Here is a 25,086-nt window from a genome sequence, read left to right as displayed (position 1 = left end):
GCAGGTTGGCGTCAGGGTCGCACGACAAGTCCGCACAGCGGAACATGCGATCGACCAGGCCATGATCGAGGTTTGCCGCCTAGTGCAGACCTCTCTGGAGGGCCGTGTTGAGAGCCGTCTGGCGGCCGAGGTGGGGCAATCGGCCATCGAACATATCATCGCAGGCCTGGGCCAACTGGCCACCGTGCGCGCCAGCGTCGTCGCCGGTCATGCCGATCTGGCGACGGTCGCTGACGATCACGGCATCGGCTGGCGCATGGATGGGATGGGCGAGAGCAAGACCGATCCCAAGCCGACCGCCCATCTCGACGTCGTCAAACTGGCCGCCTGATCGGAAGCGACCCCATGCCCTCGCCGTTGTTTATGTTCGGCTGGGGTGTGACGGTGGTCGCCCTTTGCCTTTTGGTCTGGAAGGGGCGACGGCCTGAGCGTGAAGCCGCTCTGGGTCTGTTTCTCACCCAGATTCTGTCGGGCTGGGTCGATCATTTGGTCATCGGTCAATTCCGATGGGCGGTCGCGGCGATCTCTCTGGGCCTGCTGGTTCTGCTGGTCAGGCTCGCCCTTCGCTATGATCGGTGGTGGCTGTTGCTGGCCGCCGGCGCCCAGGTGCTGGCCTTCGTCACCCATCTGTCGTCGCTGTTAGGACCTGGCGCGCTGACCTGGTCCATCGTCACCGCGCGCATGACCGTCTGGGTCGAGATCATGTTCTTGGCTCTCTTCGGCGTCTGGGAAGCCCGTCGCGCGCCCTACGCCCGTTCTCCTTCATCGCTGCGGGCCAGACCCGGCGGCGTTCCTCAAAGGATCTGAAACGTGATCACCGAACCCGCCAAGGGCTTTTTGCCCCTCTTTCGCTCCTGGTTCGACACCGCGGCCATGGCCGAAAAGGTGGGCGTGTCGGGCAGTCCCGAGAACCTGCTGGCCGAACTGGATCTGGGCCCCATGGTCGAGGCCGAGCCGCGCCTGCTCAATCACACGCCGGTCAACGCCGCCGAGGCGGCCTGCATGCTGGAAGTGGTGCGTCAGAACATGATCGACGCCGGCCGTTCGGACGGTCTGGACCTTCGCGCCCTCACGGCCGTCCAGCGCTGGCTGGCCGATCATGCGACGGGCGAAGGCGACGATCAGCCGGTCGAGCGGCTGCTGCGTCAGGCCAAGGTCTGATTTAGGACGTCAGGAAGGCGTGGCCGATCAGCCGCGCAGCCCCTTGGCGACGGTCAACAGGGCGTCGCGCTGAGCGGGGTCCTGAATGCCGCGGAAGGCCGCCAGCAGCTCGGAAACGCCCGGCGCGGCCAGCGCAAGCTCGTCGCCCTCGGCCGTCTCCAACTCGCCCAACAGGGCCGCCCCGGTCGACTTCAGGACCGAGGCGATCTGCAGAAGGCGAGCGGCGGACACGCGGTTGACGCCCCGCTCGTACTTCTGAATCTGCTGGAACGTGACGCCCGCGCCGGCGGCCAGTTGGGCCTGGGTGATGCGAAGTTCCTCGCGACGCGCGCGGATGCGTCCGCCAATGGCGATGTCAACGGGATCAACTGCGTCGTTCATGTGGGCCTACGGTCAGATCTGATGCGGTGCCAAGGCCCCAAAACGCCCCGCGCGTCAAGCCAAAGCGTGCAACCTAAGGGGTGTTACCTGCGCCGAATAGGCGAAATTCAACTCCAGGGATATCTGGATGGTATCGTTTGCAATCCGCCGACTTCCAGACGGGCTTGAGACGGGATTCACGTGTCTCCTCGTTCGTCATCGTCAGCGGGGGAACGGCCCGAATTTCGACCTGCGCCAGACCTGCATGGGGTGTTTGACGCCCTCTACCCACCTCTATCCCAGAGGGTGTTGTCTAAGGCGCTCGCGCGGGTGAAAGTTCAGTGGAGATCGAGGAGACGGAGAGCCTGTGCCGCAGTCCATGGAGATGCTGACGGAACGCGAGCGCGAATGCCTGCGGCTGGTTCACGCACACCATAATTCCAAGCAGATCGCTCGCGCGCTCGGCATCAAGCCGGGCACGGTGGACAAACATTGCGAGAATGCGGCGCGCAAGCTTCAGGTGGAGAACCGGATCGCCGCCGCCCTCGCGCTGGCGGCGCTGGAAACCCTACCGAACCATTCGCACCCCGAGACGCTCCCAATGGCTGGAGCGACCGTTGTCGCGCTGAATGAGGCGGCTGAAGGGAGGCCTCATGACGCTTATCGACGACACCATTCCGCCGGTCAGTTGGCGCGAGATGGAGACCATTCTCATGGGTCTGGCGACAACGGATACGAAACGGATGATGGTCCGGCACCTGGTCGAGGGAACGCGCAAGCAAGCGGTTTTCCTGACGCCCGGCGCGGTCATGACCGAGATGTTCTACATCGCCTCGGCCATGATGGACGTGAAGTTCAGCCCGTCGATACCGGCAACTCGGCAGCATCCTCGTTGTCTTCGGCGTCGCCGCCGCTGCAGCCTGGATTGTGACCGCCCTCGCCGGGGCGGAACAGTTCGCCTTCCTGCTGCAGAAACTGCGCTACGGCGGCTGAGCCCCGGCTCATCATCGGACCAGAGAAATGAAACGCGCCGACCAGGCGACGGCCATCGCCGCTCGTCTTCAACACGCCCTGCTTCAAGCCGAGGCCGGGCAGGACCAATCCATTCAACGCCTGGGTCGACTGACACAGGTCATGACGCGCAGCCGCCGGGAAGCCGGTCTGTCCGCAACGGTGGGCCAGCCCGCCTTCGACGCCCTGGCCCGGGCGCTCGCCGCTCAGATCGAGGCCCAGAGCGCGATGGTGGATTTGCACGAGGCGCTGGCCGAGGTGAAGGGACGCACCCGCTTCCGCTCCATTCGGCTGGGCGGGCTGGACAAGCAGGACGACCCCGTGCCGCGTGTGACCAGGGCGACGGGGCTGCGCGTCGTTGAGGACGCCGCCTGAATCAGACAGGGTGATGGGGTCATGTCGCCCATCTACCTCATCACCCTGGGATTTCTGATCGTCGTCGCCTTGCTCGCCTTCTGGCGAGGAGGAGGGTGGGAGCGGGCGGTCGCCAGCGTGCTGGGGCTCGCCTGGCTTTTGACGGCTCTCGGTCCTTTCGATCATCGCGAAACCCCTTGGATGGCTGTCGTCGCCGATGGAATGGTGTTCCTGTTCCTCCTGTACGCGGCCCTGCGATCCGGCCGACGCTGGACCCAGGCGGCTGCGGGCTTCCAACTGTTGATCCTGGCGACCCACTACGCCTTCGCCAGCAATCGGGCGTTGGAGCAGTGGGCCTATGTCTCGGCCTATTATGTCTGGAACATCGCGGTCATCGCCGCACTTTTGACAGGCGTCATCTGGCGCGGCAGACAACCTTCGCTATAGAAGCGTGGTGGCGACGATGGGATTATGCCGATGACGATGCAACGTGACGACCTCGACCCGATCGACATTCATGTGGGGGCGCAACTCAAGGCGCTCCGCACGACGGCTCGACTGACGCAGGCTGAACTGGCCGGCGCGCTCGGCGTGACGTTCCAGCAAGTCCAAAAATACGAGAAGGGCGTCAACCGGATGGCGGCCTCGACGCTCGCCCGCGCCGCCGCGGCCCTGAACTGCTCCGTCACCGACTTCTACCCCAAGGCCGACGCCGACGCCGCGCAGCCTGGACGCCAGGATGTGCTGGGCGAACTCGCCGGTCTCTACGACAAGATGGGCAAGCGTCAGCAAGACGCCCTGTTGACCACGGCGCGCGCGTTGGCGGACGTGCGGCGATAGCGCCGTAATGCGCCGTGCGGCGGCGCTAGGTCGCGGGCGTATCGGGCGCATTCTTCTGGGCGGTCGGTGAGGGCGCGGGCGCTTTGACTTCAGGCGCCCAGCTTACGGGAATATTGTTGAAGGTCATTCGGACCGAGCCGCCACCGCCCGTCGCCGGCTCGCGCAACCAGGCTTTCCGGTTCTCCGCGCCGGCGATCGAGTTGAACGCCGCACAGCTCGCAGAGGATACGCCGCTATAACCCGCTTGGGTCAGGGCCGCCGCATAGCCGATTTCATAGTTGGTTTGTTGGTCTCGCTGCGAGGCCGGCGTCGTGAACTCGGTGAAGTAGATATTGTGCACGATATTGCGTCGCAGAGCGGGGCCGAGCAGCGTCATTCGCATGCCGACGCCCTGCGAGGCATCGACCTCCGAGAAACAGACCCAATGCCAGTCCGATTCCTGAGCCATGGCGGAGCCGCAAGCGAAGGTCGCTCCCAAGGCGATGAGGCTGGATCGTAGAAGGCGCATGTTTGAATTCCTCGGGTAGGGCGGTGCCGCAGGATGCAAGGTCGTAGATCGACGCATGGGTTTCATCCCCTCTCAGGGGGATGAAAGCTGGCCCGGATCGTTGAGCTAACGGAGGTTGGTCGGTGCATTTCAACCGCCGTTCCATCGGCAAGTTTGAATGCGCATCATTCGATGGACGCCCAGGCTTGGTTGCGGGCGCTGCGCGGCTCTGCAAACAGTAGAGTTTGGTACGGGGCGGCTTTCGCCGGATTTCAGCGAACAGGCGCTGCTGGGGGCGGATGGATATGGAAGCGCATCAGCCGGATTGGGACGACGTCTTCATGGCGGCCGCTTTGCAGCCGGACCGGTGGATGGAGGCGCTGGACCTCATGGCGCGTCAAACCGGCGCCTCGCACGGTCAATTGATCGGGATCGGCGGGGGGCGAGACATCGAGTTCAACCTGGCGACCAATTTCGAAGACTGGGCCTTCAGGAAGTTCGTCGATGTAGGCGGGGGATCGCCGAACGCGAATTTTCGGATCGCGGCCTCCACACGCGAGATCGAACGCGGGTTTTACGACCCTCTTGTCTACGAGCGTCACTACGACGAGGCGATTTCACAGTTGCCGACGCGCGAATACGTCGATTGGTGCGACGAAATCGATGTGCCGTTCGGGTGTCAGACCAATCTGGTGTTGGACAACTTCGGCCTGGTCGGTCTCGCCACCCTTCGCAAACGTCGTGAGGGCCGGAGCACGCCTGCCCAGAGGCGTGTGTTCGCCCAGGCCGCGGAGGCCGCACGGCGTGCGGTCAGGCTTCAGGAACGCCTCGAAGGCGAGCAGGCGCGGTTTCTGTCAGGGGCGTATGAGGCGGTCGGGGTCTGTGCGTTCATTCTGGATCATCGCGGTCGCTTGATTGCGCGCACGGCGACGGCCGACGCCTTGCTGAGTCGGGGAGATATCCGACTGTCGGGGGGCAGCCTGGACGCCGAGGGCGCGCCGCTGTCTCTACGCGGGGCGATCGATGCGCTGACACGCCAGGGCGGCGTCAAGAGCTTGCGGGTTCTCATCCATCGGCCTCCGACGGAGCCTGCTCTGGTGATCGAAGGGTTCCGACTGCCTCAGCCGGCCTGGTCCTTGGGGCGATTGCCCCACGCTGTCCTCGTTGCAAATGCACCCCGTCGTGACCGTGTGGGTTCATTGCAATTGCTCCGAACGCTTTATGGCCTGACAGCGGCGGAGGCCGACATCGCCTTGCGTCTGTTCGAAGGCAAAAGCCGAGCCGACGTGGCGAATGAGAGAGACGTCACGCCGGAAACCGTGCGGGGGCAGATCAAGGCGCTTCAAGCCAAATGCGGCGTGTCCGGGGAAGCGAGCTTGATGAGACTGCTCGCTCCCATTTTCTGCTGATCCAGCCTCCGCGACAACAACTCCAGGGAACGAAATCCCAACGCAAACAGCCGCCTGTCCCCTGAACTCGTCAGGGCGTTTCGGTGACGAGCAGGGTCGCGTTGGCGCCCGTGACGCCGAGAGCGCCCACCCAGATGTCGTATCTGCCGTTTTGCGGGTTCTGGAACCGAACCTGGGCGTCGCCGTCCCCATAGCTGTCGTCGTCGCAATACCAACGTCCGTCTGGTCCATTGATGACGAGCGTGGTGTCGGCGTTGGAAAGCGTGCGGAACACCAACGGAAGGCTCCCCGCCGTATAGGTGACGCTGTAATCCGGCGCCGATGCGATGGCGCCGACACAGGCCGCAGGAAGACTGGTGTCCTTATAAACGTCGATCGAGCCCCCCGCATAGACGTTGACCCGATGGGGGTCCGGGGTGAATCCCGCAGTCAGCGTCGCCCTGCCAAACGTGGGTGTCCCATTGACGTTCTGGGCCGATGCATAGCCGACGCCGCCAAGGGCGAAACAGGCTGAAAGAACGACCGAAGTCATTGTCGACGATGCCAGAGATTTCATCTTTGATCCGTATCTGTGCGCATGGGAATACGTCCGATGCTTCGGACGGTCTTGGGAAACCGGATCTGCCGCCGGCTCACAGGGTGGAAGGCCTAGTCCGTCGGCGCGGGGTGGGTCATATCGACGGTAGCGATCACCCGGCTTTCTCCGTCCGCTTCGAACTGCCAAATCTTGAGCTGGGCCAGATCGTCCCCGAACGGCGCGACTGTGAACTCGACATGGGTCTCGGGGGCATCGTCACGGCCGCGTCGCAGGAGTTCGATCCGACCCGATGAATCACCCGTCTCATGGATGTTCCAACGGGGGTCGTCTGACAGGGCGACGAAGATCCGGCGTCCTTGCCCGTCCAACCCCTCCACAATCAGATTTCGTTCCGTGTCCACCTGTTCGCCGTGGGGACATAACCAATTGCGATTTCTGGATACTGGCTCCACAGGCGGGGCGCTTGCACCCACCTTGAATGTCACAAAGGTCCTGTCGCAGGTTTCACTGCCCCATGCATACTCATCGACGGGATTGAAAACTTGAACGAGCGATCTTTGTAATAGAGATCGTCCGTAGGCAGAAGTTCGGACATTCAGTGTCTGATCGGCGTCGTCAAAACCTTCAACCTCGAAAGGCTCTGGGCGGACTATTCGTCTTATCCTTTCAGATGCCTGCTCGCCGTTGACCCAAGGCGTCCATTCCGACATGCGGCCCCATCCCACCTTGACGCTGTAAAGCGGCGTGTCGGCGGGTGGAGGAAGAAAAAGCGTCTGATCTTGCCAGATCAGCAAAGGCGCTGGTTCCTGGACCGGAACCCCGCCTGAAACCGTCAGGGCCGCGATTGCGCCGACGACAAACCCCATCATGATCGCACCTCCGGGCCACGCCTGACCCCATGATCGCGATATGAAGACAGTCTGGCGCCTCGCTCATCCCCCTGCGGGGGGAAGGTCAAGCGGGGATGCAGGCGGAGCGCGGCGGCCGCGATGGCGGATTGAACCGCAAGACCCAGGTATTTGTCGCCGTCGCCTACCCGACCGAGTCACGGAAACATTCATTACTCGGCGACGAAAGACTACAGGTATCGACTTGTGCGACGAAAACAGCCCAATTTCCATTGTGTCCGAAGCACATTGGACGACGCATCTGTAGCAAGCGCCCAAGACAGCGAGTTGTCCCATGAGGCAAACCAGATGCGGCAATCAGCAGGAGCGGCCTTGGGTCCTCCCCACCGCACACCCACGCAACTCCCAAGCGGAAGCGCCTTCCGGCTTATCCCTGCCGGGCGTCAAAGCTAACGATGCTTTGGAAAGGTGGTGCCGCTTAGGTGACTCGAACACCCGACCCCCTCATTACGGAATCGACTTAAGCTCGGCGTGAAAACCCAGTCGTGGCAAAGGTTCTAGCCCTATTGGAGTGATCTGAAATCATGCTGACCCACTGACCTCCCAGATCGGCGTGGTGGGCAGTTTTGGCTGTTTCCTAGTTTGTGATCGATAGCTCACTCCGACGCTAAAATTCGACCTACGCCATACCTGCGGGATAGTGGTGGCAAGGGCTGTTGAGCTTAGATTATTGCGACGTCATCAACACACAAATCTCGAAGCAACCGCTGCCAGCTTCAGTCAGGCAGAATGTCGGGGTTGCCCGGTCGAAAATAGGTGCGGCCCCTGATGGCTTCACCGTTCAGTTCAAAGCGCCCCGTCACCCACTTGTCCGTTCGATCCATGGCGACCTTGAAAACGATAAGCCCAAAAATGCGGGCGGCGATCTCAGGATTCCGTTGAGCTGGCTTTTCATAGATCGCCTGGTAGACGGTCCCCTCCCAATCACCGCCCGGGATCCAACTGGACGTCTCGATCTCGCTGCTGTCGAAGATTTTATTGAGCTCCGTTCTGATGTCCGATAGTTCAGTGGAATCCAGATCTTTGATCCAGCGGCGGTAGTCATCCTCGAAGGGTAGTTTCGTGACCTTTTCGAAGCTTTCAATCCAATAGAGCATCTGCGTCGCAACTCCCCAAAAAGCTCAGCACAGTTCTTGAACTTGAACCAGCTTCCATAACCCAATCGCCATCCCTAAATGTGGCGAAATCGTCGATTCGGATCGGCCGCAAACATCCCTCAGTACTTACCGGCGTTCAATGAGGATGCGAGTTCCGTCCATTCCGACGCCCCTGTGACGCGATAAATTTCAGCAAGGTGTTTCTTCAGGGACTCCTTGCTGATGCCGAACATGCGTGGCGCTTCCGTTCGTCGACCGCCAGTGGCGGCGAACTGCAGGATTTCGCTGCGCAAAGGCGACAGTTGCATCGCCATGATGTCGGCCACGACGGTCACGCTTCGCGGTCTTTCCAACTGCATGGTGATCAACATCTGATCGCCGTCTGTTGCGCTGTCGGTCGATACGGTGCGGATCGGGCGGCCTGTCACCTGCAGCTTGCCCGTACCCGCTGGTAAGTGAAGCGTATCCAGACCTACGCTGCGGTACTGGTTGCACAGATCGGTGGCGAAACGCGGAGGAGCGTCAAGCGAACCGACAAGGCTGACGCCCTGACCGATCATATGCGCCTCCTGCAGTAGTCTTTCGGCGCCGTAGCTGAGACTGATCAGTCGCTTCCCGCTCGCATCGACGATGAGGTGTTCCTCGCTGACGCCGTCGCCGATCCAAATCAGGCCGTCGTCCGGGGTGGCGGCGCGTTGGAGCAGGGGCTCCACCATCGCCAGGCGCGAGACATCCTCGTCCGTGAAAGGCCAACCGGGCTCGCGGTAGAAGGTCAGAAGCGCGCGAGGCTTGCCCCCCGCCTCGACCCGCATCTCGATCAGATGCCTGTGACCCATGGGGCGCATCCAAAGATTGTAGGTGTTGGACCGCTCCACCTCTCCATCGACCGCCAACCAATTGCCGATGGTCCGCCCCCGCTGTGACAGCATCCAGGCGACCCCGTATTCGCCAGGTCCAGCGAACAGGGCCTGATACTCGTTGGCGAAAAGCTCCTTCAGTTCCGGGAGCGAGTTTTCGTGAAAGAAGCCGGTCGGCATTCCGTCGTCGTCGAGCCAGCAGATCGCGCCGGAATCGCAGGGCATGATCTGACGGATCAGCCGGCAAAGCTCGGGGGCGATGGCGCCGATGCCGACCCCCCTTCGACAGAGCAGTCGAAGTTCGAGCCATGTCCGGCGCAGGTTCGAAACGGCGCGTCCACCCCCGCGCCCTGCGTCCATCCGCATCGACATTTCGCCCGAAAGCTCCCCCTAGGGGGAATATTCTAGCGAACAGCGTCTCCCTAAACAATGCGCCGCTCCGGGACGAACCCCGGCAATGCTTTTGGGGAAACGCCGTCATGTCCAGTTCGAGAACCAGTCTTCGCCCGACCCTTACGCTCGCCAGCCTGATCGCGCTCGGCGTGCTCTTGCCGACCGCCGCGATCGCGCAGACCGTGACGGGCGGAACCGCCACGACGACCACCGGCGACGTCTGCAATCAGAATATTCCCGGGCAAAACGTCGCTTGCGGCAACGGCGCGACGGCGGGATCGAGCACCAATCTGGGCGCGACGGCCATGGGCATCCAAAGCACAGCGAACGGCAGGCTCGCCAGCGCGTTCGGCGGCGCCAGCCGCGCGATCGGCAACGACGCGACCGCCGTGGGCGCCAACAGCGCCGCGACCGCAAGTTCCAGCACGGCGGTCGGAGCAGGCAGCAAGGCCAGCGACCAGCAAAGCACGGCCGTGGGCGACAACAGCGAAGCCAGCGGTCAGGCCTCGACCGCGACGGGCGCGTACAGCTCTGCGTCCAGCCTTCAAAGCACCGCAACGGGGTCTCGCGCCTCCGCCTCGGCGGCGAACGCCACAGCCACCGGCTACAACAGCCAGGCCAGCGGCAACACCAGCACGGCGACCGGCGTGAACAGTCTGTCCAGCGGGCAATATTCCACAGCCACCGGGAACGACAGTTCCGCAACCGGCACCGGGGCCACGGCGACGGGCGGCTTCAGCGTGGCGTCAGGCTTCAGGAGTTCGGCCTACGGCTCCAACAGCACGGCGTCCTCCAACTACAGCCTTGCGGTCGGCGCCCAGAACACGGCTTCGGCCTCGAACAGCAGCGTCTTCGGAAACGGCAGCACCGCCAGCGGCGCGGCCAGCATAGCGATGGGAACCAACAACATCGCCAGCGGCGTCGCTAGTTCGGTCCTGGGATTTGCGGCGACGGCGGCGGGCGTCGGCGACATCGTGTCCGGTGTTCGCGCGCTGGGCGGGACCGACATCTATAACGGCGCCGCCAACGGCACGTCGGGCAACATCGCCATCGGGTCGGATTCCGTCACCGTGAACGGGGCCACGGCTTTCACGCCCACCATGGCCAATGGCGGGAATTCGATCGCGATCGGCACCGCATCGCAATCGACCGGCAACTCCGGCGTCGCCCTGGGCGGCTATTCGCTCACCTCGGGCCTCTACGCCAACGCCTTCGGGGGCAACAGCACCGCCAGCGGGTTCCAGAGCAGCGCGCTGGGGGCCTTCAGCACCGCCGCCGGGTCTAATGCAACGGCCGTAGGGCCGGTGAGCCGCGCGCTGACAAGCGGGGGCGTGGCGCTGGGCGGGTTCAGCGTGACGTCCGGCTCCGGGGCGTTCCTGGGCAATGTCGCCTTGGGTTACGGCAGCTCCGACGACGGCGAGAACGGCCGCGCCGTCGTGTCGGTTGGCTGTTCGCAAGGCGTACTGTGCCAGGCCGGGATGTCGATCACCCGCGCCGTGACCAATGTGTCCAACGGCGTGGTCGCCGCCGGGTCGACCGATGCGGTGACGGGCGACCAGCTGTATCAAACCAACCAGAACGTCACGGCGGCGCAGAACACCGCGAATACGGCCCTGACCAACGCCGCAACAGCCCAGACGACGGCGAACACCGCTCTGACCAATGCCGCGACCGCTCAGACGACGGCCGATACGGCCTTGGCCAACGCGGCTGGAGCCCAAACGACGGCGAACGCCGCCTTGACGAACGCGGCGACGGCTCAGACCACGGCGGACACCGCCCTCAACAATGCGGCGACAGCGCAAACCACGGCGAACACGGCGTTGACCAATGCCGCTACGGCCCAGATGACGGCCGACACCGCCTTGACCACGGCCAATCAGGCCGCGGCCGCCACAGCCTATGTTCGGGTCAGCGGAAGCGGCGCGACGCCGGTCGTAAATGGCAATGGCGCCGTCGGTATCGGCGTGGGTCAGATCGCGAACGGCAACGGAGCGGTCGCGATCGGCGATCCGAATACGGCCAACGGCGTCGGCGCGGTGGCGATCGGCGCCGACAACACCGCCAGCGGCGATGGCGCAGTGGCGATCGGCAACCGCAACACGGCCTCGGGCAATGGCGCGGTGGCGCTCGGCAACGGCGCCCAGGCCGGCTACGCCAATGCCGTCGCCTTGGGATCGGGGGCCGCCGCCACGCGCGCGAATCAGGTCGCCCTGGGCGGTTCCGGCAGCTCCGTCAGCGTCGGCGACATCGCCGCGTCCACGGCGGCCCAGACCGGATCGACCGATGTCGTCACCGTGGACGCCGCAGGCACGATCGGCCGGGATACGACTATTCGTCCTGCGATCACTTCGCTGCAGGCCGCCATCGCCGCCCAGTCGTCTACGATCGCGGCCATGCAGGCGCTCGACACCGTCCAGAACGGTCGTCTGACGGCGCTTGAAACCACCCAGACCAATCTTCAGACGCAGATGGACATGAACAACCGTCTGGCGAACGGCGGGGTCGCGGCGGCGATGGCTCTGGGCGGCACGATCATGCCGGCTGACGCCAGGTTCGCCGTCTCGGTCAATCTGGCGACCTATCGTGGCGAAGAGGGCTACTCCCTCTCGGCGGTCGTTCGCGCCAGCGATCACATGTATCTGTCCGGTGGTTTCGCCGGGTCGAGCGTGCGCGGCTCGAACGGCGGGCGGGTTGGTGCGACCTTCGCTTGGTAAGACCGAAGCTGACGACAAGGGCTTGCTGCGCCTGACAGCGGAGAACGAAAGCGCGGATATCGTGCTTTCGTTTTTCTGCGCGCCCATTTGTGGATTGATGGCGGACACCAGGGCGGGCAAAAAAATAGCGCCCCACCCGCACCCCGACGTGATGCCAGGATGCGGGTGAAGCGCTTGGGGTCAGAAGGCGGCCTGCTTCGCCGCTCCGGCCTCGACGGCCTTCAGCAGGGTATCGTTGGCCAGGTGGCTGTAGCGCTGGGTCGATTGATAGCTGGCGTGACCCAGCACCTTCCCGACGGCGAACAGATCGACACCGGAATTGACCATGAAGGACGCCGCCGAATGCCGAAGGTCATGAAGCCTTAGACCCGGAAGATTGGCCTCCTTGATCGCGTGCTGCCAACTGTGCTTTATCGACACATAGGGCTTTCGCGTATCGACGTTCGGCAAAAGCCAGGGGCAGCCTTTGAAGCGCGGCAGCTTTTCGATGATCGCAAGTGCGGGCGTCGAAAGCGGGACGTGCCTGGACTTGCCCGTCTTGCTGGTCGGGATGAACCAGGACCGGCGCGCCACGTCCACGTTCTCCCACCTGGCCTCCAGCAGTTCCCGCAGCCGCGCCCCGGTCAGGAGGAGCAGACCGACGATGTGCTGAAGCTGGGGGTTCTGGGACGCTGCCACGGCCGCCTTCAGCCGCACCGTCTCCTCTGGCGTCAGGAAGCGCTCACGGCCATTGTTCAGGGGCTTCCTGGGGATGCCCCTGGTCGGGTTTCGCTCCGTGCCCGGAATGTCCCAGCTAGCCCCCAGGACGAAGGATCGGCCCAGGATCACGCGCAGCTTCTCGACCGAGGCAGCGGCCAGGCCGCCGACACGCTTTTCGTTCAGCCACTGGGCGACCGACTGGCTGGTCATGTCGGTGAGGCGCGTCTTGCCCCACCTGGGCACGATGTGGACCCGCATGCAGGACTCCAGATCGTCGTAGGACTTGAGGTGCAGCTTGGCGAAGGCCAGATGCCGGGCGGCCAGCTCGCCGTAGAGGGGGATGGACTTGGCCAGCGCCTTCTTCGCGGCGGGGTCGCCGCCCATCACCACCTCCGACCGCAGTTCCTGGGCTTTCTTTCGGGCTGCGGCGCAGGTGACGTCCTCGACACCACCGATCTTGTGCTGCCGCTGACGGCCGCTCAGGTCATTGTAGCGAAGGTAGTAGGTCCCCTTGCCACTAGTGCGACGTTCAAGAATAAACCCTGAAATAACAGTGTCATACCAGTCTGTCTTCTTCTTTCCGACCTCGCAGCCAGCGTTGTTGACGAAGGCTTGGGTCAGATGGGCCTTAGGCATGGTGGATTCCTTTCACGATGAGTGATCGGCGCGCGAGCACCGGTGAACCGCGATGGCGTCGCGGCGGGATGGTGGGTTGATGAGGGTGGTCTGGAGCGGGTCAGGCCCGCGTGGCCCCGGAGACGGTCGCCTGAGCGGCGCGTCGGGGGCGGGGATGGCCGGTCCATGAGGTGGGCCGGAGCGTACCCTGCGGGCCGCGTTTGGCGTCGCTTCGATCGCGACGGGCGGGTTCGAAAGGGGTGAAAGAGGGAGTTGCCCCCTTTTCCCCCTTTCGATTGGCCCCGCCGCAGTGGTTGAGCCGACTAAGTCGAAGCCGCTGTCAGGCGACGATTTTCCAGGAGCGCCGTTCGGAACTGTCACCGGCTTCAATGCGAAGCTGGTCAGCCCTTCGGCCCCGGTTCTTGCTGATGAACCAACCGAGTTTGCCCCGGTTGATGTGCCGACCGTCCATGACGGGAAGGTCTTCAAGAGCCTCCATCAAGGCCGAGTTCTCTTCAGCTTTGGCGATGATCTGCCGAACCGTCACGGACTTGGAACCGAACAAGTTGAACCAGACGTCCAGCAGAGCAGCCAACGCCTGCCGATCAGGATCGTGCGAAACCTGATCGATCAAGCTCTGGGCCGGATCGGGTAGACCCATCCAGATCAGGGGCTGTCTGCATAGCCTTGACCACTCGTCGTATGTACCGATCGGACGAACCGCAGCCATCGGCTCGCCCGCCGCACGGAAGGCCGAGATGATGGTCAGGACGCAGGCTACAGCCATAGCCCTGTGGTTTCTCATGTCGGCGACAGGATCGCCATGAAATGAGCGAAGAGCCGGGGTCTCGTGGCGAGGGGCAAGCCGTATCGTGACCACCCGTCGTCTGAGGTCGCGCTCTGGCTCGGTGTTGTTACCTGTAGCTAGGAACAGCGCCCGTGTAGGCACTGTAGCGCTTCGGTTGGTGCCCAGCATGCGTTCAGTCGTGGTCGGACTGGTCAGCATGCGGTTGATCGCACCGAACGGCTTCCAGTTGGTCTGCATATCGTCGAAGATCACCGCAGCGGGCTTTTCGTTCAGAACGGTGACGATCAGCTTTCCAGCCTCGTCAGCCCCCGATGGATAGCTGACCCTGTAGGGCTCGTCTGGACCGGCAAACAGCGTGATCACATCCGCCAGATAGCTTTTGCCGCTGCCGGAGGTGGTAGCTGTGATGTTGAACGCCGGAGCTACGGACAAAGAGGGTCGGACGACGGCGGTGATTATCGCCGAGAGCGCGGCGGATCGGTCGGCATCCGTTTCGAATTCGAACTCATCGAGGAGATGGTCCAAATAGTTGACCGCGTGTTCGGCGTCTTCTCGACTGGCGTTCTCCAACCCGCGATAATCCGACGGATCAAAGACGCCATATACGCCTGTTCCCGGATCGTAGACGGGTTGGGCGATCAACGTTCCGTCGTCCCCAAAGTAGGGCTGACGGGCTATGCCGTTAAGCAGTTTGAGATGGTCACGATCCTGCCCGAACAGCAACGCCTTGACGATGCTCTGGGGCGGATCGCAGCGGAGCCACAGATTGTCTCGCCCTTTCCGTTCCCAGTTTATGGAGGCGGAGAGTAAGGTTCTAAGGGTCTGCTCATTGACCAGTTCGACCGCGACTCCGCCGCCAGCCTTTTCGATGATCCGAACCAAGCCGCTGCCGCTGATGTAGTAGGCGCCTGTATCGGCCAGCACATTTTCGGCTTGGGCTCGATTGAGGTGCATCTCGCCAGGCACGATGCGGATGGTTGGCTTCTCAGGTTCGGAGTCGCCGTCTGAAGTTACATGGGGTGGCTGAGGGGGTGGTGAACCGTCGCCGGGACTAGATTGGAAGTCGGATTTTCCAATGTCATTTGCATTGGGATTTGGCTCTTTCATACGTCCTCGAAATGCCCTTTCCACGGGATGTGGTAATAGGGTTAAATCAACGGGCTAAAATGCTTCGCCAAATCAGTGCTTTGCGAGAAAAAATCCTCCGAACACGGACTTAATTTTTGCCCTAATTTCCGATCTGCAAGTTTGGCTTACTACGATGCCTGCACCGTGCAGCGAGTATGGCCGAAGCCACGACAACCACGCCTATGATGCAGGCGAGGGGCTGCGCCACCGTCAGGACGGACAGGGCGAGGGTGCCCAGGAACACCAGCGTCTGTCTCGGCCGGGTGATAAAGCTGACGATCAAGGCCAGCAACGCCAAGGCCACCACGGCGATGATGACGGCCCTGAGCACGGCCAGCGCCACGCACAGGACGAGCAGGAGAAGGAACCGGCCCGTCATCGATCGCCCGCCTCGGTCCAGAAGTGGACAAGGCAGAGATGGTGTAGGCCCAGCTCCGTCGCGGGACCGTTCTCGACGAAGACCACGATGTCCCGCCCGCACCGGGCACGGTAGACGATCTCGACCCATAGGCCGTGATCATCCAGGGTGTCGTAGGTCGGCTCCTCGGCATCGTCGCCGGTGATCTCGAACCCGACGGCGGTGTTGATGACGTCGGGAGTATCGCCGCCCTGGACGACGACGATCCGGGTGTCCTCGCCAAGGTATGACGGATGATTGGCATAAGCCTGCCATCCGCGATGAGCGATCAGGGTGCGTAGGCCGTCGTCTAGGTCAGGTTCGCCGATTACGCCGGCGACGTCGGCGAGGGTGGTTAGGCACAGCATGAGATTGGTGTCCTTCAGGCACAAAAAAGCCCTCGCGACGGGGTGTCGGAGGGTGCGGGTCGGATGGCTGGGTGAGGGTTAGTCGGCGTCGGTTGTCTTAGAGCGGTCGGCAAAACCGAGGCAGTTAAAGTGTAGGGTGTCGTTGGTGTCGGGATGGTCGGCGACGAACACCAACAAGCCGAAGTCGTCAGTCAGGACGTAGGCCAGCTCAAAATAGCTGTGATGGTCGTTGAACCACTCCCAGCCGGGCTGGTCGGCCTGGTCCCAGCAAATCGGAAAGCCCACAGCGTCGTGGACAGTCTCGGGTTGATCTCCTGGCTGCACGACGATGATTTGGAGGGTTTCGCCAAGAGGACGCCTACGGTCGGTATCCACCTGCCAGACACGAAGTCCGATCAGGGCGCGCAGAGTAGGGTCGAGGGTAGGGTCTGTGAGCGCGGCCGTGACGGCGTCTCGGTCGGTGAGCGAAAGCATGGTCAGGGTGTCCTTTCCGGGCACGAAAAACCCCCGCAGCGGATGGCCACGGGGGTCGGTTGAGATGGTTGGTTTGGAAGGCGTCAGGTCGTCCTAGTGAACGGCCTTGAAATCGATGACGCACAAGGACTTCGCCCCCGTCGCCATGTCGAGGAACGCGCCTACCTTGCCGCCGGAACGCTGGGCGACAGGGCGGTGGCGGCCCTGGACAGCCGTTCCTTCAGGCGGTTGGAACGGGCGATGCCGGACAGCGGCATGGTCCCGCTGTGGGTGACGTTGAAGTAGAAGCCATCCCGCACCGCGCCATCGGAAGCGACGCCCCTGGACGGAACCATGGTGGCGACGATCTGGTGGCTGTCGATCAGGAACTTGATCGTGGCCTGATAGCCGGGATTGGGATGCTCGACGCGCACGATCGGACTGGTGCCGAACTCGGCGTTCATGGCGTCCACCAGGATCTGATCGGCCTGGGCTTCGGTGATCAGATAAACGGGCTCGTTCTGCCTGACGTAGTTGCCCGGCGTCATGGCAGGGGCGGAGGCACACCCACCGATGGTCAGGGCTCCGACGGCGAGGATGGCGTAGATGAAACGCTTCATTGGCCGTCTCCCTTGGCGGGGAGGGCGGTGTCAGCACGTCGCCTCTGGCGGGTTGCAATGAAGACGCCGCCGAAGGTCGCGATCCCGACGGTGCCCCACAGAAGGATCGAGCCGTAGCGGCTGACCTTGGCTTCGTTTTCTGGATAGCTGAGGGCATCCTGGAGGTGCTGTGCTCTATCCTTCGGTTCACTGGAAAGAGCACTTGCCTCTACGCTAGCGTAGAAGCGTTGGAGCGGGATGTAGGCCTGGAGAAATAAGCTGCCGACGATCATGTAGAAAGCAGCAACGGCTGCTAGTCCGATGCGGACGGTGTGATTGTTCATCTGATACGATCTCATGCTGTGTTGAGACGTGCAGTTATTTGCACATCATATAAGATACCGAGGTTTGCGCTCGGCGCGGCATCAGGCTGTGTTCTTGAATGCATCGCTCCTGCGCGGACAGCAGCGGCCCCCACCCACCCAAATAACCGAATCTGGGATATCCCGGATTGGGATTTAGCGAAAGCGCCTCACTTGTCAGGGGCGCGCGTTGCCGTCATCGATCTTCACGCAGCGGCATCAGGAGTTCATCGCCTTCATCGCTTCGGTGCGAAAGGCGGCCGGCATCACTCAGGTCGAGCTCGCGGAGCGGCTGGGGAAGCCACAGAGCTTCGTGTCGAAGGTGGAACGGGGTGAGCGACGCCTGGACGTGATTGAGTTCTGTCAGGTCGCGGAGGCGCTTGGTCACGAACCAGCGAAACTGCTTCAGGATTTCGGGGATGCCTTGGCGACCAACCCTGACGGCTAAGGGCCTTTCGACATTTCGGCTAGATATCCATGCGGCGTGAAGATTGACAAAAATTCGAAACGCGCATACTTACGCAACGGGTAAAGAAACTATTCCTTCTGGTGTGACGATGTCGAACGAAAAGGGAGGGCTGCGGTGGGGGGTGGAACAGCGCCTCGCTTTTATCGAATCTCGGCTCTTCTGGGAGGGCGGCGTAAACCGCGCGGACCTAGTGGCCACGTTTGATGTTTCGGTACCCCAAGCATCGAAGGACTTGTCGCTCTATCAGGGGCAGGCGCCGAACAATCTCCGGTACGACTCGGCCCGGAAGCGCTACGTCGCAACAGGCGCGTTCGAGCCGTTGTTTTTTAGGCTCGACGCCAATGCCTACCTCCGCGAACGCTCAGAAACCGAAGGCGAGTTGACGAATGAGGAATTTGTCTCTGCCGAGTGGTTGCCTGTTCCAACTCGGCGCATCGATCCTGAGGTGCTTCGCCTGATCGTAGCAGCTGTTCGAGAGCGGGCGTCGATTGAGATCAACTACCAGTCCATGAGCCCAAACCGGCCAGAACCATTCTGGCGACGTGTGTCGCCGCATTCGTTTGCTCACGATGGCATGCGCTGGCACGTCAGGGCCTATTGTCATCGCGACGAGCGCTTCTTGGACTTCATCGCCTCGCGCTGCCTCGGGGCCCGGGATCTTGGCCCCCAGGCCATGTCGCGATCGGATGACGCGATGTGGACTGGCCGCTTCGACGTGGTGCTTTGCCCGAACCCCCTTTTGTCAGATAGCCAGCAGAAGGTCGTGGCTGACGACTACGGGATGACCGATGGCCAAGTCACCATCCCAGTCCGGCGCGCCCTGCTCTACTACTTCAACAAGCGCCTGCGGCTGGACATCAGTGACGCCGTGGATCGCCCGAGCGAAACCCCCGCCGTGGTCAAGAACCGGTCCGCCTTCCATGCTGCGCTCGCTGAGGCGATGCGATGAAGTCCCGGAATTTTGAAATGCTGCGGCCGCATTGGCCCGAACTCTCAGCCCTTGGCGGGTTTGCTGAGGCCTATGCGCATGCCGACCCGGCGAGTGCGCTCGTGAAGCTGCGCCTGTTTGGCGAGAACCTCACCAAGGACATCTATCGGGACCTCAAGCTTCCGAAACCAGATCATGCGTCCTTCGTCGATCTCCTCACGAATGAGTCGTTTCGCGCGATCACGCCCAAGGTGGTGCTCGACAAGCTCCATGCGCTTCGCATCCACGGCAACAAGGCCGCCCACGGCGAGCCCGCGACAGCGCGCAATGCACTCTGGCTTCTGAGGGAAGCCTTCGACCTAGCCAAATGGCTCGTCGTTCGCTTTAGCCGCACTGACCCCGCGAGCCTTCCGGCCTTTGCGCTGCCAGCGGCTGAGGCGGCCGCCGCTGATCCTGGCGAACTCCAGCGCGAGAAGCGCCAGATTCTCGAAAAGCTGGCCGCCCAGGAAGCGCAGATGGAAGCGCTTCTCCGCGAACTCGATGAGGCCCGCCGCACGGCAGCAAGCGCAGAAAAGCGCGCCGAAGAAATCGAAGCGCTGGCCGCCGCGGGCGCAGCGACCGCGAACCTTCTTGAGTTCGACGAGGCGACGACACGCACGCGGATCATCGACAGCATGATCGCGGCCGCCGGCTGGACGACCGGCGTCGGCAAGGAAATCGAGGTTAAGCACCAGCCGACAACCTCAGGTCTTGGCTATGCCGACTATGTCCTTTGGGACGACAACGAAAAGCCGCTCGCCATCATCGAGGCCAAGAAGACCTCCGTCGATCCGGAAATGGGGCGCCATCAGGCCAAACTCTACGCGGATGGCCTCGAACAAATGTACGGCCAGCGGCCCGTCATTTTCTACACGAACGGCTATGACATCTGGCTGTGGGATGACGTCCTCGGCTATCCGCCGCGGAAGGTGTTCGGCTACTATTCGAAGGACAGCCTCCAGTATCTCGTGACGTTCCAGCGTGGGGGCCGGCAAGCGCTCGACACGCTCGGCCCGCGTCCGGATATCGTCAATCGCCTGTATCAGATCGAAGCCATCAAGCGCGTCAGCGAGCGTTTCTCCGGCGGCCACCGGAAGGCGCTGGTGGTGCAGGCCACGGGTACGGGCAAGACGCGGGTCGCGATTGCGCTCGCGGAGCTCCTCATTCGCGCGGGATGGGTGAAGCGGGTGCTTTTCCTCTGCGACCGCCGCGAGCTCAGAAAGCAGGCTAAGAACGCCTTCAACGACTTCCTTTCGGAGCCCATCCGGATCGTCAGTTCACGAGTGAACCAGACCGCGACGGAGCGCGTCTTCCTCGCGACCTACCCGGCGATGCAGAAGGTCTACCAGTCCTTCGACGTCGGCTTCTTCGACTTGATCATCGCCGACGAGTCTCACCGCAGCATCTACAATGTCTATGGCGACATGTTCGCCTACTTCGATTGCTTGCAGCTCGGACTGACGGCAACGCCGGTCGACTTCGTCTCGCGGAGCACCTTCGGCCTCTTTGGCTGCGAGGGCCAGCTGCCTACGGCCAATTACGATCTCGAACAGGCCGTCGGCGACGGGTTCCTGACCCCCTTCGAAGTCTTCGAGCATACGACCCAGTTCCTTCGCGATGGCATTCGCCTCGATATCCTGACGCAGGAGCAAATCCTCCAACTGGAGGAGCAAGGCGAAGATCCGTCTCAGTACGACTTTCCTTCCGATCAGATCGACAAGATCATCTACAACAAGGACACCAACCGGGCGATCCTGCGCAACCTCATGGAAAACGGGTTGCACGACGCGACGGGCCAAGTGCTCGGTAAGACGATCATCTTCGCCCGGAACCACCAGCACGCCGTGCTGATGCGCCAGATGTTCGATGAGATGTACCCGCAATATGGCGGCCGGTTCTGCCAGGTCATCGACAACCACGACCCGAGAGCCGAGCAGCTCATCGACGACTTCAAGGGCGATGGCTCCAATAGCGAGCTGACGATCGCGATCTCGGTCGACATGCTCGATACCGGCATCGACATCCCTGAGATTTTGAACCTCGTCTTCGCTAAGCCGGTGAAGTCGCCAGTCAAATTCTGGCAGATGATCGGCCGCGGCACGCGCCTCTGTAAGGACCTCTTCGGTCCGGGCCAGAATAAGTCGATCTTCCGGATCTTCGATCACTGGGGGAACTTCGAACGCTTTGACATGGGCTACCGCCCGGCCGAGCCGACGAAGTCCAAGCCCCTTCTACAGATTGTCTTCGAAGAGCGTGTCGCTCTCGCAGAAGCCGCTCTCCGTCAAAGCGAGATCGCCGTCTTCGATGCGGTGATCGAGCTCATTCGCCAAGACATTGAGGCGCTCCCCGAAGAGTCGGTCGCCGTTCGCGACAAGTGGCGGGAGAAAAGGGCCGTGGCCGTCCCGGCGACACTCCGCGCCTTCCAGCCGGCGACCGTCGTCATGCTACGGCAGACCATTGCGCCGCTCATGCAGTGGCGAAACATCCGCGGCCGCAGCGATGCCTACGCGCTCGATCTCCTGATCGTACGCGCCCAAGCCGCGGTCTTGCGCGGTTCGGCCGCTCTCGCCGATTTGCGAATTGAACTCATCGACCGCCTGAATATGCTTCAGATGCACCTTAACCCGGTTCGCGAGAAGGCCGAGGTCATCAGACGGGTGAAGTCGGATGGGTTCTGGAAGAACGTCACCCCTGCGGACCTAGAATCTGTTCGCCAGCCGCTCCGCGAAATCATGCACCACCACGAGAAGGGGGGCGGTACGCCGCTGCCGCCCAAAATCATCGACGTCGCCGAAGACCATGCTGGTTTTCAAACCAACCGCCGCGCCACAAACCTCCGGACCGTCGACATGCGGGCCTATCAGCAGGTGGTCGAAGCCGAACTCAAGCGCCACTTCGACACCAATCCTACGCTGAAGAAAATCCGTGCGGGCAAACCCGTTTCCGAGTCTGACCTCCAGGCCCTCGCGTCGCTCGTTCTCGTACAAAGCCCGAACGCTTCGCGCGAAGTGCTCGAGGAATTCTTCTCTGAGACGGCGCTTCCGCTCGACTTTGCAATTCGCTCCATCATAGGCCTCGACCCTGAGGCCGTCGCCGCACGCTTTGCAGATTTCGCGAGCCGCCATCCGAGGCTGACGGCGAAGCAGACCCGTTTCCTCGGGCTCCTCCAGAACCACATTGCCCGGTTCGGGTCGGTCACGCTGGACCGGCTCTACGAACAGCCTTTTACGGTCATCGATGCCGACGGTCTCGACGGCGTGTTCAACGACCCGACTGAGATCGACGACCTCCTCGACATTCTCGATGTGTTTGCGCCCCCGACTGAGGCGACGGACGACCAACAAAACGCACCAGAAAGGACGGGTGAGCAGTGATTACGGGGGACCTAAAGCGGCGCGTAGATGCGCTTTGGACCGAATTCTGGCAGGGGGGCATAACCAACCCGCTCACAGTGATCGAACAGATCACGTTTCTCATGTTCGCACGCCTCCTCGATATCAACGAGACGCGTGACGAGAACCGCATGAAGCGCACAGGCCGTTCGTTTCAGCGGCGCTTCTCGGACGATGAGCAGAGCCTGCGCTGGTCGCAGTTCCGCCACCTCGGGGCCGACGCTATGCTTCCCCTCGTCCGCGACAAGGTGTTCCCACACTTCAGGAAAGCGTCCACGAGCGGCACCGCGTTCGCCGAGTTCATGAAAGACGCGCAGCTCATGATTCAGAAGCCGAGCCTTCTGGTCAAAGCGGTCAACATGATCGACCAGCTGCCGCTCACCGAGGGCGACGCGAAAGGCGATCTCTATGAATACCTTCTCAGTAAGCTGACGACGGCCGGAATCAACGGCCAGTTCCGCACGCCTCGCCACATCATCCGGCTAATGGTCGACATGCTGGAGCCCAAGCCGACGGACACCATTAGCGATCCGGCCTGCGGCACGGGCGGCTTCCTTGTTCAGGCCATGCAGTATCTCCTTGAGACCTACACTTCGCCTGAGGGCGTGCTTCAGGAGACTGATCCCGACACGGGTAAGACAGAGAAGATCTACTCCGGAGACCTGTTGGAGCCCCACCGCGAGCACATCCGCAGCGCGATGTTCCACGGCTTCGACTTCGACGCCACGATGCTCCGTATCGCGGCGATGAACCTCATGCTGCACGGCGTCGATGATCCTGACATCCACTATCAGGACACGCTGAGCGCCGGCTTCACCGACAAGTTCCCGAGGGCGGCCAGCGACGGCTTCAACGTCATCCTCGCAAATCCACCTTTCAAGGGCAGCCTGGATTTCGAGGACGTGCATGCCTCGCTGCTGCGCCAGGTGAAGACCAAGAAGACAGAGCTGCTCTTCGTTGTGCTGATCCTGCGAATGTTAAAGAAGGGCGGGCGGTCGGCGACAATTGTGCCAGACGGTGTGCTGTTCGGTTCCTCAACCGCCCACGTTGCGCTCCGCAAGCTGTTGCTGGATCAGAACCAACTCGAAGCAGTGATTTCGCTGCCGAGCGGGGTGTTCAAGCCATATGCGGGGGTCTCAACGGGCATTCTCGTTTTCACCAAGGGCGGGCGAACGGACGACGTCTTCTTCTATGATGTCGAAGCGGATGGCTATTCGTTGGACGACAAGCGCGATCCCGTGGAAGCGAATGATCTGCCAGCCTGTCTTGCCGCCTGGCGCAATCGCAGCGGCAAGCGCGATACGGACCGCACGCAGAAGGCATTCGTGGTACCTGCGGAGGACATCCGTGAGGCCAACTATGACCTGTCATTGAACAAGTACAAGGTTCGCCCGCACGTCGCGCAGGAGTACGAGGCGCCTGCGGTCATTTTGGAGCGTATGAAGAAGCTGAACAACGACATCGCGGCCGATCTCGCCGAGTTAGAAGAGCTGCTCGGATGAGCGGTGTGGCACCATCACCACTGACCGAAAAGGCCGAGGTAGTTCGAGGTGTCACCTTCTCCAAGGGCGACGCAGTTGCTGAGCCACGGGAGGGTTACACCCCCGTTCTGCGAGCAGGCAACATTCAAAGTCATCTGATTTTGGATAGTGATTTGGTTTACATCCCAGAGGGAATGGTATCGGAGAAGCAGCGGCTCCGTGGCGGCGATATCGTTATGTGCACGTCTTCGGGCAGCGCGGAGATTGTCGGCAAGACGGCGTTCGCCGATCAAGATTGGATTGGTTCATTCGGTGCGTTCTGCGCAGTTGTTCGGCCCAAGCTCGGCAAATGCGACCCGAGATACTTATTTCACTACCTTCAGACCCCGAGATTCCGTGACTGGACACGAAACTCGTCTGGTGTTGGCATCAAAAACATCAGGAAGTCGGAACTAGACTCCTATGAGGTGCCATTTCCGAGCCTTGATGAACAACGCCGGATCGCGGTGACTCTCGACAAGGCCGATGCCATCCGCCGCAAGCGCGAACAGGTGCTGGTGCTTGCGGATGAGTTCCTGAAGTCGGTGTTCCTAGAGATGTTCGGACGACCGAAGCAACCTAGTCCGGCCCTAAAGACGCGCCCTCTCGCCGAGATTTGTGATTTGTTCGCCGGCAATTCGTTGCCTGCTGGCGAACCATACTCCGAACAGGACGGCGGCTATCTTCTGTTGAAGGTTGGCGATCTCAATCTTCCGGGAAACGAGCAGACTGTGATGTCTGCTAGAGAATGGTTGTCAGAGAAGACGAAGGCTGGCGCTGCGATCGTCGCTCCGAAGAACGCGATTGTGTTTCCCAAGAGGGGGGGAGCAATTGCAACAAACAAGAAGCGTGTGCTCGGAAGGTCATGCATTCTTGATCCTAACTTGATGGCGGTTGCGCCAAAAACGCACTCGCCTGTGTCATGGCCATATCTTCGCGTATGGTTCGAGATGCTAGATTTGGCAAGCATTTCAAACGGCAGCACGGTTCCTCAGCTTAATAAAGGGGATCTGTATCCTCTTGAAATGGCGATTCCCGACAAGGAAAGCTTGGCTTCCTTCGACCGGATTTTTCACGGCGTAAATACAGCTCATGTCAGACTTTCTAGTGATCTGCTGTCGTCAGAAGCGCTATTCTCGTCTCTTTCCCAACGCGCTTTTTGCGGCGAGCTATAGGA

General features: G+C 61.9%; 27 protein-coding genes. 14 read left to right on the top strand and 13 right to left on the bottom strand.

From position 1 onward, the window contains the following. Nucleotides 1–61: 61 nt before the first annotated feature. Genes SH203_RS09765 through SH203_RS09755 form a run of 3 tightly spaced genes read left to right on the top strand, consistent with a single transcriptional unit; the run spans nucleotide 62 to nucleotide 1,161 of the window. Nucleotides 62–331, top strand: coding sequence for a hypothetical protein (locus tag SH203_RS09765; protein WP_234989458.1), 270 nt, complete (start codon nucleotides 62–64; stop codon nucleotides 329–331). Between the two features lie 14 nt (nucleotides 332–345). After that, nucleotides 346–807 (top strand): hypothetical protein, encoded by a 462-nt coding sequence (locus tag SH203_RS09760; protein WP_087120747.1) that lies wholly within the window; start codon nucleotides 346–348, stop codon nucleotides 805–807. A gap of 3 nt (nucleotides 808–810) precedes the next feature. Continuing rightward, nucleotides 811–1,161, top strand: coding sequence for a hypothetical protein (locus SH203_RS09755; RefSeq protein WP_087120746.1), 351 nt, complete (start codon nucleotides 811–813; stop codon nucleotides 1,159–1,161). A gap of 27 nt (nucleotides 1,162–1,188) precedes the next feature. On the opposite strand, the gene SH203_RS09750 is transcribed toward SH203_RS09755, so the two are convergent. Then, nucleotides 1,189–1,542 carry a helix-turn-helix domain-containing protein gene (locus tag SH203_RS09750; protein ID WP_087120745.1) on the bottom strand — a complete coding sequence of 118 codons (354 nt, stop codon included), beginning with the start codon at nucleotides 1,540–1,542 and terminating at the stop codon, nucleotides 1,189–1,191. Nucleotides 1,543–1,900: 358 nt separating this feature from the next. Between SH203_RS09750 and SH203_RS09745 the strand changes: the two genes are divergently transcribed. The 4 genes from SH203_RS09745 to SH203_RS09730 all read left to right on the top strand — a co-directional run bounded on the left by SH203_RS09745 (nucleotide 1,901) and on the right by SH203_RS09730 (nucleotide 3,726). Then, nucleotides 1,901–2,452 (top strand): helix-turn-helix transcriptional regulator, encoded by a 552-nt coding sequence (locus SH203_RS09745; RefSeq protein ID WP_087120744.1) that lies wholly within the window; start codon nucleotides 1,901–1,903, stop codon nucleotides 2,450–2,452. Nucleotides 2,453–2,541: 89 nt separating this feature from the next. Next, nucleotides 2,542–2,907, top strand: coding sequence for a hypothetical protein (locus SH203_RS09740; protein ID WP_087120743.1), 366 nt, complete (start codon nucleotides 2,542–2,544; stop codon nucleotides 2,905–2,907). A 21-nt stretch (nucleotides 2,908–2,928) separates the two neighbouring features. Further along, entirely contained in the window at nucleotides 2,929–3,333 is a 405-nt protein-coding gene (locus SH203_RS09735) for a hypothetical protein (protein ID WP_087120742.1), read from the top strand. 30 nt (nucleotides 3,334–3,363) lie between these two features. Next, a complete protein-coding gene (locus SH203_RS09730) occupies nucleotides 3,364–3,726 on the top strand; it encodes a helix-turn-helix domain-containing protein (RefSeq protein WP_200808890.1) in 363 nt (120 codons plus the stop codon). A gap of 25 nt (nucleotides 3,727–3,751) precedes the next feature. Here the strand turns inward: SH203_RS09730 and SH203_RS09725 are convergent, their stop codons facing one another. After that, nucleotides 3,752–4,174: a hypothetical protein gene (locus tag SH203_RS09725; protein WP_087120741.1), complete on the bottom strand. Its 423-nt coding sequence runs from the start codon at nucleotides 4,172–4,174 to the stop codon at nucleotides 3,752–3,754. Nucleotides 4,175–4,512: 338 nt separating this feature from the next. On the opposite strand from SH203_RS09725, the gene SH203_RS09720 reads away from it, so the two are divergent. Further along, nucleotides 4,513–5,622: a hypothetical protein gene (locus tag SH203_RS09720; RefSeq protein ID WP_087120740.1), complete on the top strand. Its 1,110-nt coding sequence runs from the start codon at nucleotides 4,513–4,515 to the stop codon at nucleotides 5,620–5,622. Between the two features lie 70 nt (nucleotides 5,623–5,692). On the opposite strand, the gene SH203_RS09715 is transcribed toward SH203_RS09720, so the two are convergent. The 4 genes from SH203_RS09715 to SH203_RS09700 form a co-directional block, all read right to left on the bottom strand. Further along, entirely contained in the window at nucleotides 5,693–6,178 is a 486-nt protein-coding gene (locus SH203_RS09715; protein WP_234989457.1) for a peptidase S1, read from the bottom strand. 92 nt (nucleotides 6,179–6,270) lie between these two features. Further along, a complete protein-coding gene (locus SH203_RS15320; RefSeq protein WP_143275717.1) occupies nucleotides 6,271–7,029 on the bottom strand; it encodes a hypothetical protein in 759 nt (252 codons plus the stop codon). Nucleotides 7,030–7,784: 755 nt separating this feature from the next. Further along, complete coding sequence (locus tag SH203_RS09705; RefSeq protein WP_087120737.1) at nucleotides 7,785–8,165, bottom strand: hypothetical protein; 381 nt, start codon at nucleotides 8,163–8,165, stop codon at nucleotides 7,785–7,787. Nucleotides 8,166–8,284: 119 nt separating this feature from the next. Beyond that, the gene (locus tag SH203_RS09700; RefSeq protein WP_087120736.1) at nucleotides 8,285–9,388 is read right to left on the bottom strand and encodes a GAF domain-containing protein; all 1,104 of its coding nucleotides are present in this window, start codon (nucleotides 9,386–9,388) and stop codon (nucleotides 8,285–8,287) included. A gap of 113 nt (nucleotides 9,389–9,501) precedes the next feature. Here SH203_RS09700 and SH203_RS09695 point away from each other — a divergent pair, with 113 nt between their 5' ends. Then, the gene (locus tag SH203_RS09695) at nucleotides 9,502–12,132 is read left to right on the top strand and encodes a YadA family autotransporter adhesin (RefSeq protein WP_143275715.1); all 2,631 of its coding nucleotides are present in this window, start codon (nucleotides 9,502–9,504) and stop codon (nucleotides 12,130–12,132) included. Between the two features lie 180 nt (nucleotides 12,133–12,312). Here SH203_RS09695 and SH203_RS09690 read toward each other — a convergent pair whose 3' ends face one another. The 7 genes from SH203_RS09690 to SH203_RS09660 all read right to left on the bottom strand — a co-directional run bounded on the left by SH203_RS09690 (nucleotide 12,313) and on the right by SH203_RS09660 (nucleotide 17,543). After that, complete coding sequence (locus SH203_RS09690; protein ID WP_087120734.1) at nucleotides 12,313–13,467, bottom strand: site-specific integrase; 1,155 nt, start codon at nucleotides 13,465–13,467, stop codon at nucleotides 12,313–12,315. A 319-nt stretch (nucleotides 13,468–13,786) separates the two neighbouring features. Next, nucleotides 13,787–15,361, bottom strand: a complete 1,575-nt coding sequence (locus tag SH203_RS09685) for a hypothetical protein (protein ID WP_143275714.1) — start codon at nucleotides 15,359–15,361, stop codon at nucleotides 13,787–13,789. Between the two features lie 121 nt (nucleotides 15,362–15,482). Continuing rightward, the gene (locus SH203_RS09680; RefSeq protein ID WP_087120732.1) at nucleotides 15,483–15,761 is read right to left on the bottom strand and encodes a hypothetical protein; all 279 of its coding nucleotides are present in this window, start codon (nucleotides 15,759–15,761) and stop codon (nucleotides 15,483–15,485) included. Next, complete coding sequence (locus SH203_RS09675; protein WP_087120731.1) at nucleotides 15,758–16,147, bottom strand: hypothetical protein; 390 nt, start codon at nucleotides 16,145–16,147, stop codon at nucleotides 15,758–15,760. The genes SH203_RS09680 and SH203_RS09675 overlap by 4 nt, the downstream gene beginning before the upstream one ends. Nucleotides 16,148–16,225: 78 nt before the next feature. Next, nucleotides 16,226–16,621, bottom strand: a complete 396-nt coding sequence (locus tag SH203_RS09670; RefSeq protein ID WP_087120730.1) for a hypothetical protein — start codon at nucleotides 16,619–16,621, stop codon at nucleotides 16,226–16,228. Nucleotides 16,622–16,782: 161 nt separating this feature from the next. Beyond that, on the bottom strand, nucleotides 16,783–17,220 hold the full coding sequence (locus SH203_RS09665) for a hypothetical protein (protein ID WP_087120729.1): 438 nt from the start codon (nucleotides 17,218–17,220) through the stop codon (nucleotides 16,783–16,785). After that, entirely contained in the window at nucleotides 17,217–17,543 is a 327-nt protein-coding gene (locus tag SH203_RS09660) for a hypothetical protein (protein WP_087120728.1), read from the bottom strand. Before SH203_RS09660 ends, SH203_RS09665 begins: the two co-directional genes overlap by 4 nt. 208 nt (nucleotides 17,544–17,751) lie before the next feature. Between SH203_RS09660 and SH203_RS09655 the strand changes: the two genes are divergently transcribed. The 5 genes from SH203_RS09655 to SH203_RS09635 all read left to right on the top strand — a co-directional run bounded on the left by SH203_RS09655 (nucleotide 17,752) and on the right by SH203_RS09635 (nucleotide 25,084). After that, complete coding sequence (locus tag SH203_RS09655) at nucleotides 17,752–18,009, top strand: helix-turn-helix domain-containing protein (protein ID WP_087120727.1); 258 nt, start codon at nucleotides 17,752–17,754, stop codon at nucleotides 18,007–18,009. A 109-nt stretch (nucleotides 18,010–18,118) separates the two neighbouring features. Beyond that, nucleotides 18,119–18,979 carry a WYL domain-containing protein gene (locus SH203_RS09650; RefSeq protein ID WP_087120726.1) on the top strand — a complete coding sequence of 287 codons (861 nt, stop codon included), beginning with the start codon at nucleotides 18,119–18,121 and terminating at the stop codon, nucleotides 18,977–18,979. Next, the gene (locus SH203_RS09645; RefSeq protein ID WP_087120725.1) at nucleotides 18,976–22,371 is read left to right on the top strand and encodes a DEAD/DEAH box helicase family protein; all 3,396 of its coding nucleotides are present in this window, start codon (nucleotides 18,976–18,978) and stop codon (nucleotides 22,369–22,371) included. The genes SH203_RS09650 and SH203_RS09645 overlap by 4 nt, the downstream gene beginning before the upstream one ends. Further along, nucleotides 22,368–23,891 (top strand): class I SAM-dependent DNA methyltransferase, encoded by a 1,524-nt coding sequence (locus SH203_RS09640; RefSeq protein WP_087120724.1) that lies wholly within the window; start codon nucleotides 22,368–22,370, stop codon nucleotides 23,889–23,891. Before SH203_RS09645 ends, SH203_RS09640 begins: the two co-directional genes overlap by 4 nt. Then, a complete protein-coding gene (locus tag SH203_RS09635; protein ID WP_087120723.1) occupies nucleotides 23,888–25,084 on the top strand; it encodes a restriction endonuclease subunit S in 1,197 nt (398 codons plus the stop codon). The genes SH203_RS09640 and SH203_RS09635 overlap by 4 nt, the downstream gene beginning before the upstream one ends. Nucleotides 25,085–25,086: the final 2 nt, after the last annotated feature.

It is taken from the genome of Brevundimonas sp. SH203, from assembly GCF_002157625.1.
Classification (GTDB): Bacteria; Pseudomonadota; Alphaproteobacteria; order Caulobacterales; family Caulobacteraceae; genus Brevundimonas.
Note: the sequence above shows the minus strand (reverse complement) of the source record. Positions and strands in the feature narration are given on the sequence as shown.

Bases quoted from the DNA above. Each gene is read 5' to 3' on its own strand.
- SH203_RS09765 (WP_234989458.1), top strand. From the start codon at position 62: ATGATCGAGGTTTGCCGCCTAGTGCAGACCTCTCTGGAGGGCCGTGTT.
- SH203_RS09760 (WP_087120747.1), top strand. From the start codon at position 346: ATGCCCTCGCCGTTGTTTATGTTCGGCTGGGGTGTGACGGTGGTCGCC.
- SH203_RS09750 (WP_087120745.1), bottom strand. From the start codon at position 1,542: ATGAACGACGCAGTTGATCCCGTTGACATCGCCATTGGCGGACGCATC.
- SH203_RS09745 (WP_087120744.1), top strand. From the start codon at position 1,901: ATGGAGATGCTGACGGAACGCGAGCGCGAATGCCTGCGGCTGGTTCAC.
- SH203_RS09740 (WP_087120743.1), top strand. From the start codon at position 2,542: ATGAAACGCGCCGACCAGGCGACGGCCATCGCCGCTCGTCTTCAACAC.
- SH203_RS09735 (WP_087120742.1), top strand. From the start codon at position 2,929: ATGTCGCCCATCTACCTCATCACCCTGGGATTTCTGATCGTCGTCGCC.
- SH203_RS09730 (WP_200808890.1), top strand. From the start codon at position 3,364: ATGACGATGCAACGTGACGACCTCGACCCGATCGACATTCATGTGGGG.
- SH203_RS09725 (WP_087120741.1), bottom strand. From the start codon at position 4,174: ATGGCTCAGGAATCGGACTGGCATTGGGTCTGTTTCTCGGAGGTCGAT.
- SH203_RS09720 (WP_087120740.1), top strand. From the start codon at position 4,513: ATGGATATGGAAGCGCATCAGCCGGATTGGGACGACGTCTTCATGGCG.
- SH203_RS09715 (WP_234989457.1), bottom strand. From the start codon at position 6,178: ATGAAATCTCTGGCATCGTCGACAATGACTTCGGTCGTTCTTTCAGCC.
- SH203_RS15320 (WP_143275717.1), bottom strand. From the start codon at position 7,029: ATGATGGGGTTTGTCGTCGGCGCAATCGCGGCCCTGACGGTTTCAGGC.
- SH203_RS09705 (WP_087120737.1), bottom strand. From the start codon at position 8,165: ATGCTCTATTGGATTGAAAGCTTCGAAAAGGTCACGAAACTACCCTTC.
- SH203_RS09700 (WP_087120736.1), bottom strand. From the start codon at position 9,388: ATGCGGATGGACGCAGGGCGCGGGGGTGGACGCGCCGTTTCGAACCTG.
- SH203_RS09695 (WP_143275715.1), top strand. From the start codon at position 9,502: ATGTCCAGTTCGAGAACCAGTCTTCGCCCGACCCTTACGCTCGCCAGC.
- SH203_RS09690 (WP_087120734.1), bottom strand. From the start codon at position 13,467: ATGCCTAAGGCCCATCTGACCCAAGCCTTCGTCAACAACGCTGGCTGC.
- SH203_RS09685 (WP_143275714.1), bottom strand. From the start codon at position 15,361: ATGAAAGAGCCAAATCCCAATGCAAATGACATTGGAAAATCCGACTTC.
- SH203_RS09680 (WP_087120732.1), bottom strand. From the start codon at position 15,761: ATGACGGGCCGGTTCCTTCTCCTGCTCGTCCTGTGCGTGGCGCTGGCC.
- SH203_RS09675 (WP_087120731.1), bottom strand. From the start codon at position 16,147: ATGCTGTGCCTAACCACCCTCGCCGACGTCGCCGGCGTAATCGGCGAA.
- SH203_RS09670 (WP_087120730.1), bottom strand. From the start codon at position 16,621: ATGCTTTCGCTCACCGACCGAGACGCCGTCACGGCCGCGCTCACAGAC.
- SH203_RS09665 (WP_087120729.1), bottom strand. From the start codon at position 17,220: ATGAAGCGTTTCATCTACGCCATCCTCGCCGTCGGAGCCCTGACCATC.
- SH203_RS09660 (WP_087120728.1), bottom strand. From the start codon at position 17,543: ATGAACAATCACACCGTCCGCATCGGACTAGCAGCCGTTGCTGCTTTC.
- SH203_RS09650 (WP_087120726.1), top strand. From the start codon at position 18,119: ATGTCGAACGAAAAGGGAGGGCTGCGGTGGGGGGTGGAACAGCGCCTC.
- SH203_RS09645 (WP_087120725.1), top strand. From the start codon at position 18,976: ATGAAGTCCCGGAATTTTGAAATGCTGCGGCCGCATTGGCCCGAACTC.
- SH203_RS09635 (WP_087120723.1), top strand. From the start codon at position 23,888: ATGAGCGGTGTGGCACCATCACCACTGACCGAAAAGGCCGAGGTAGTT.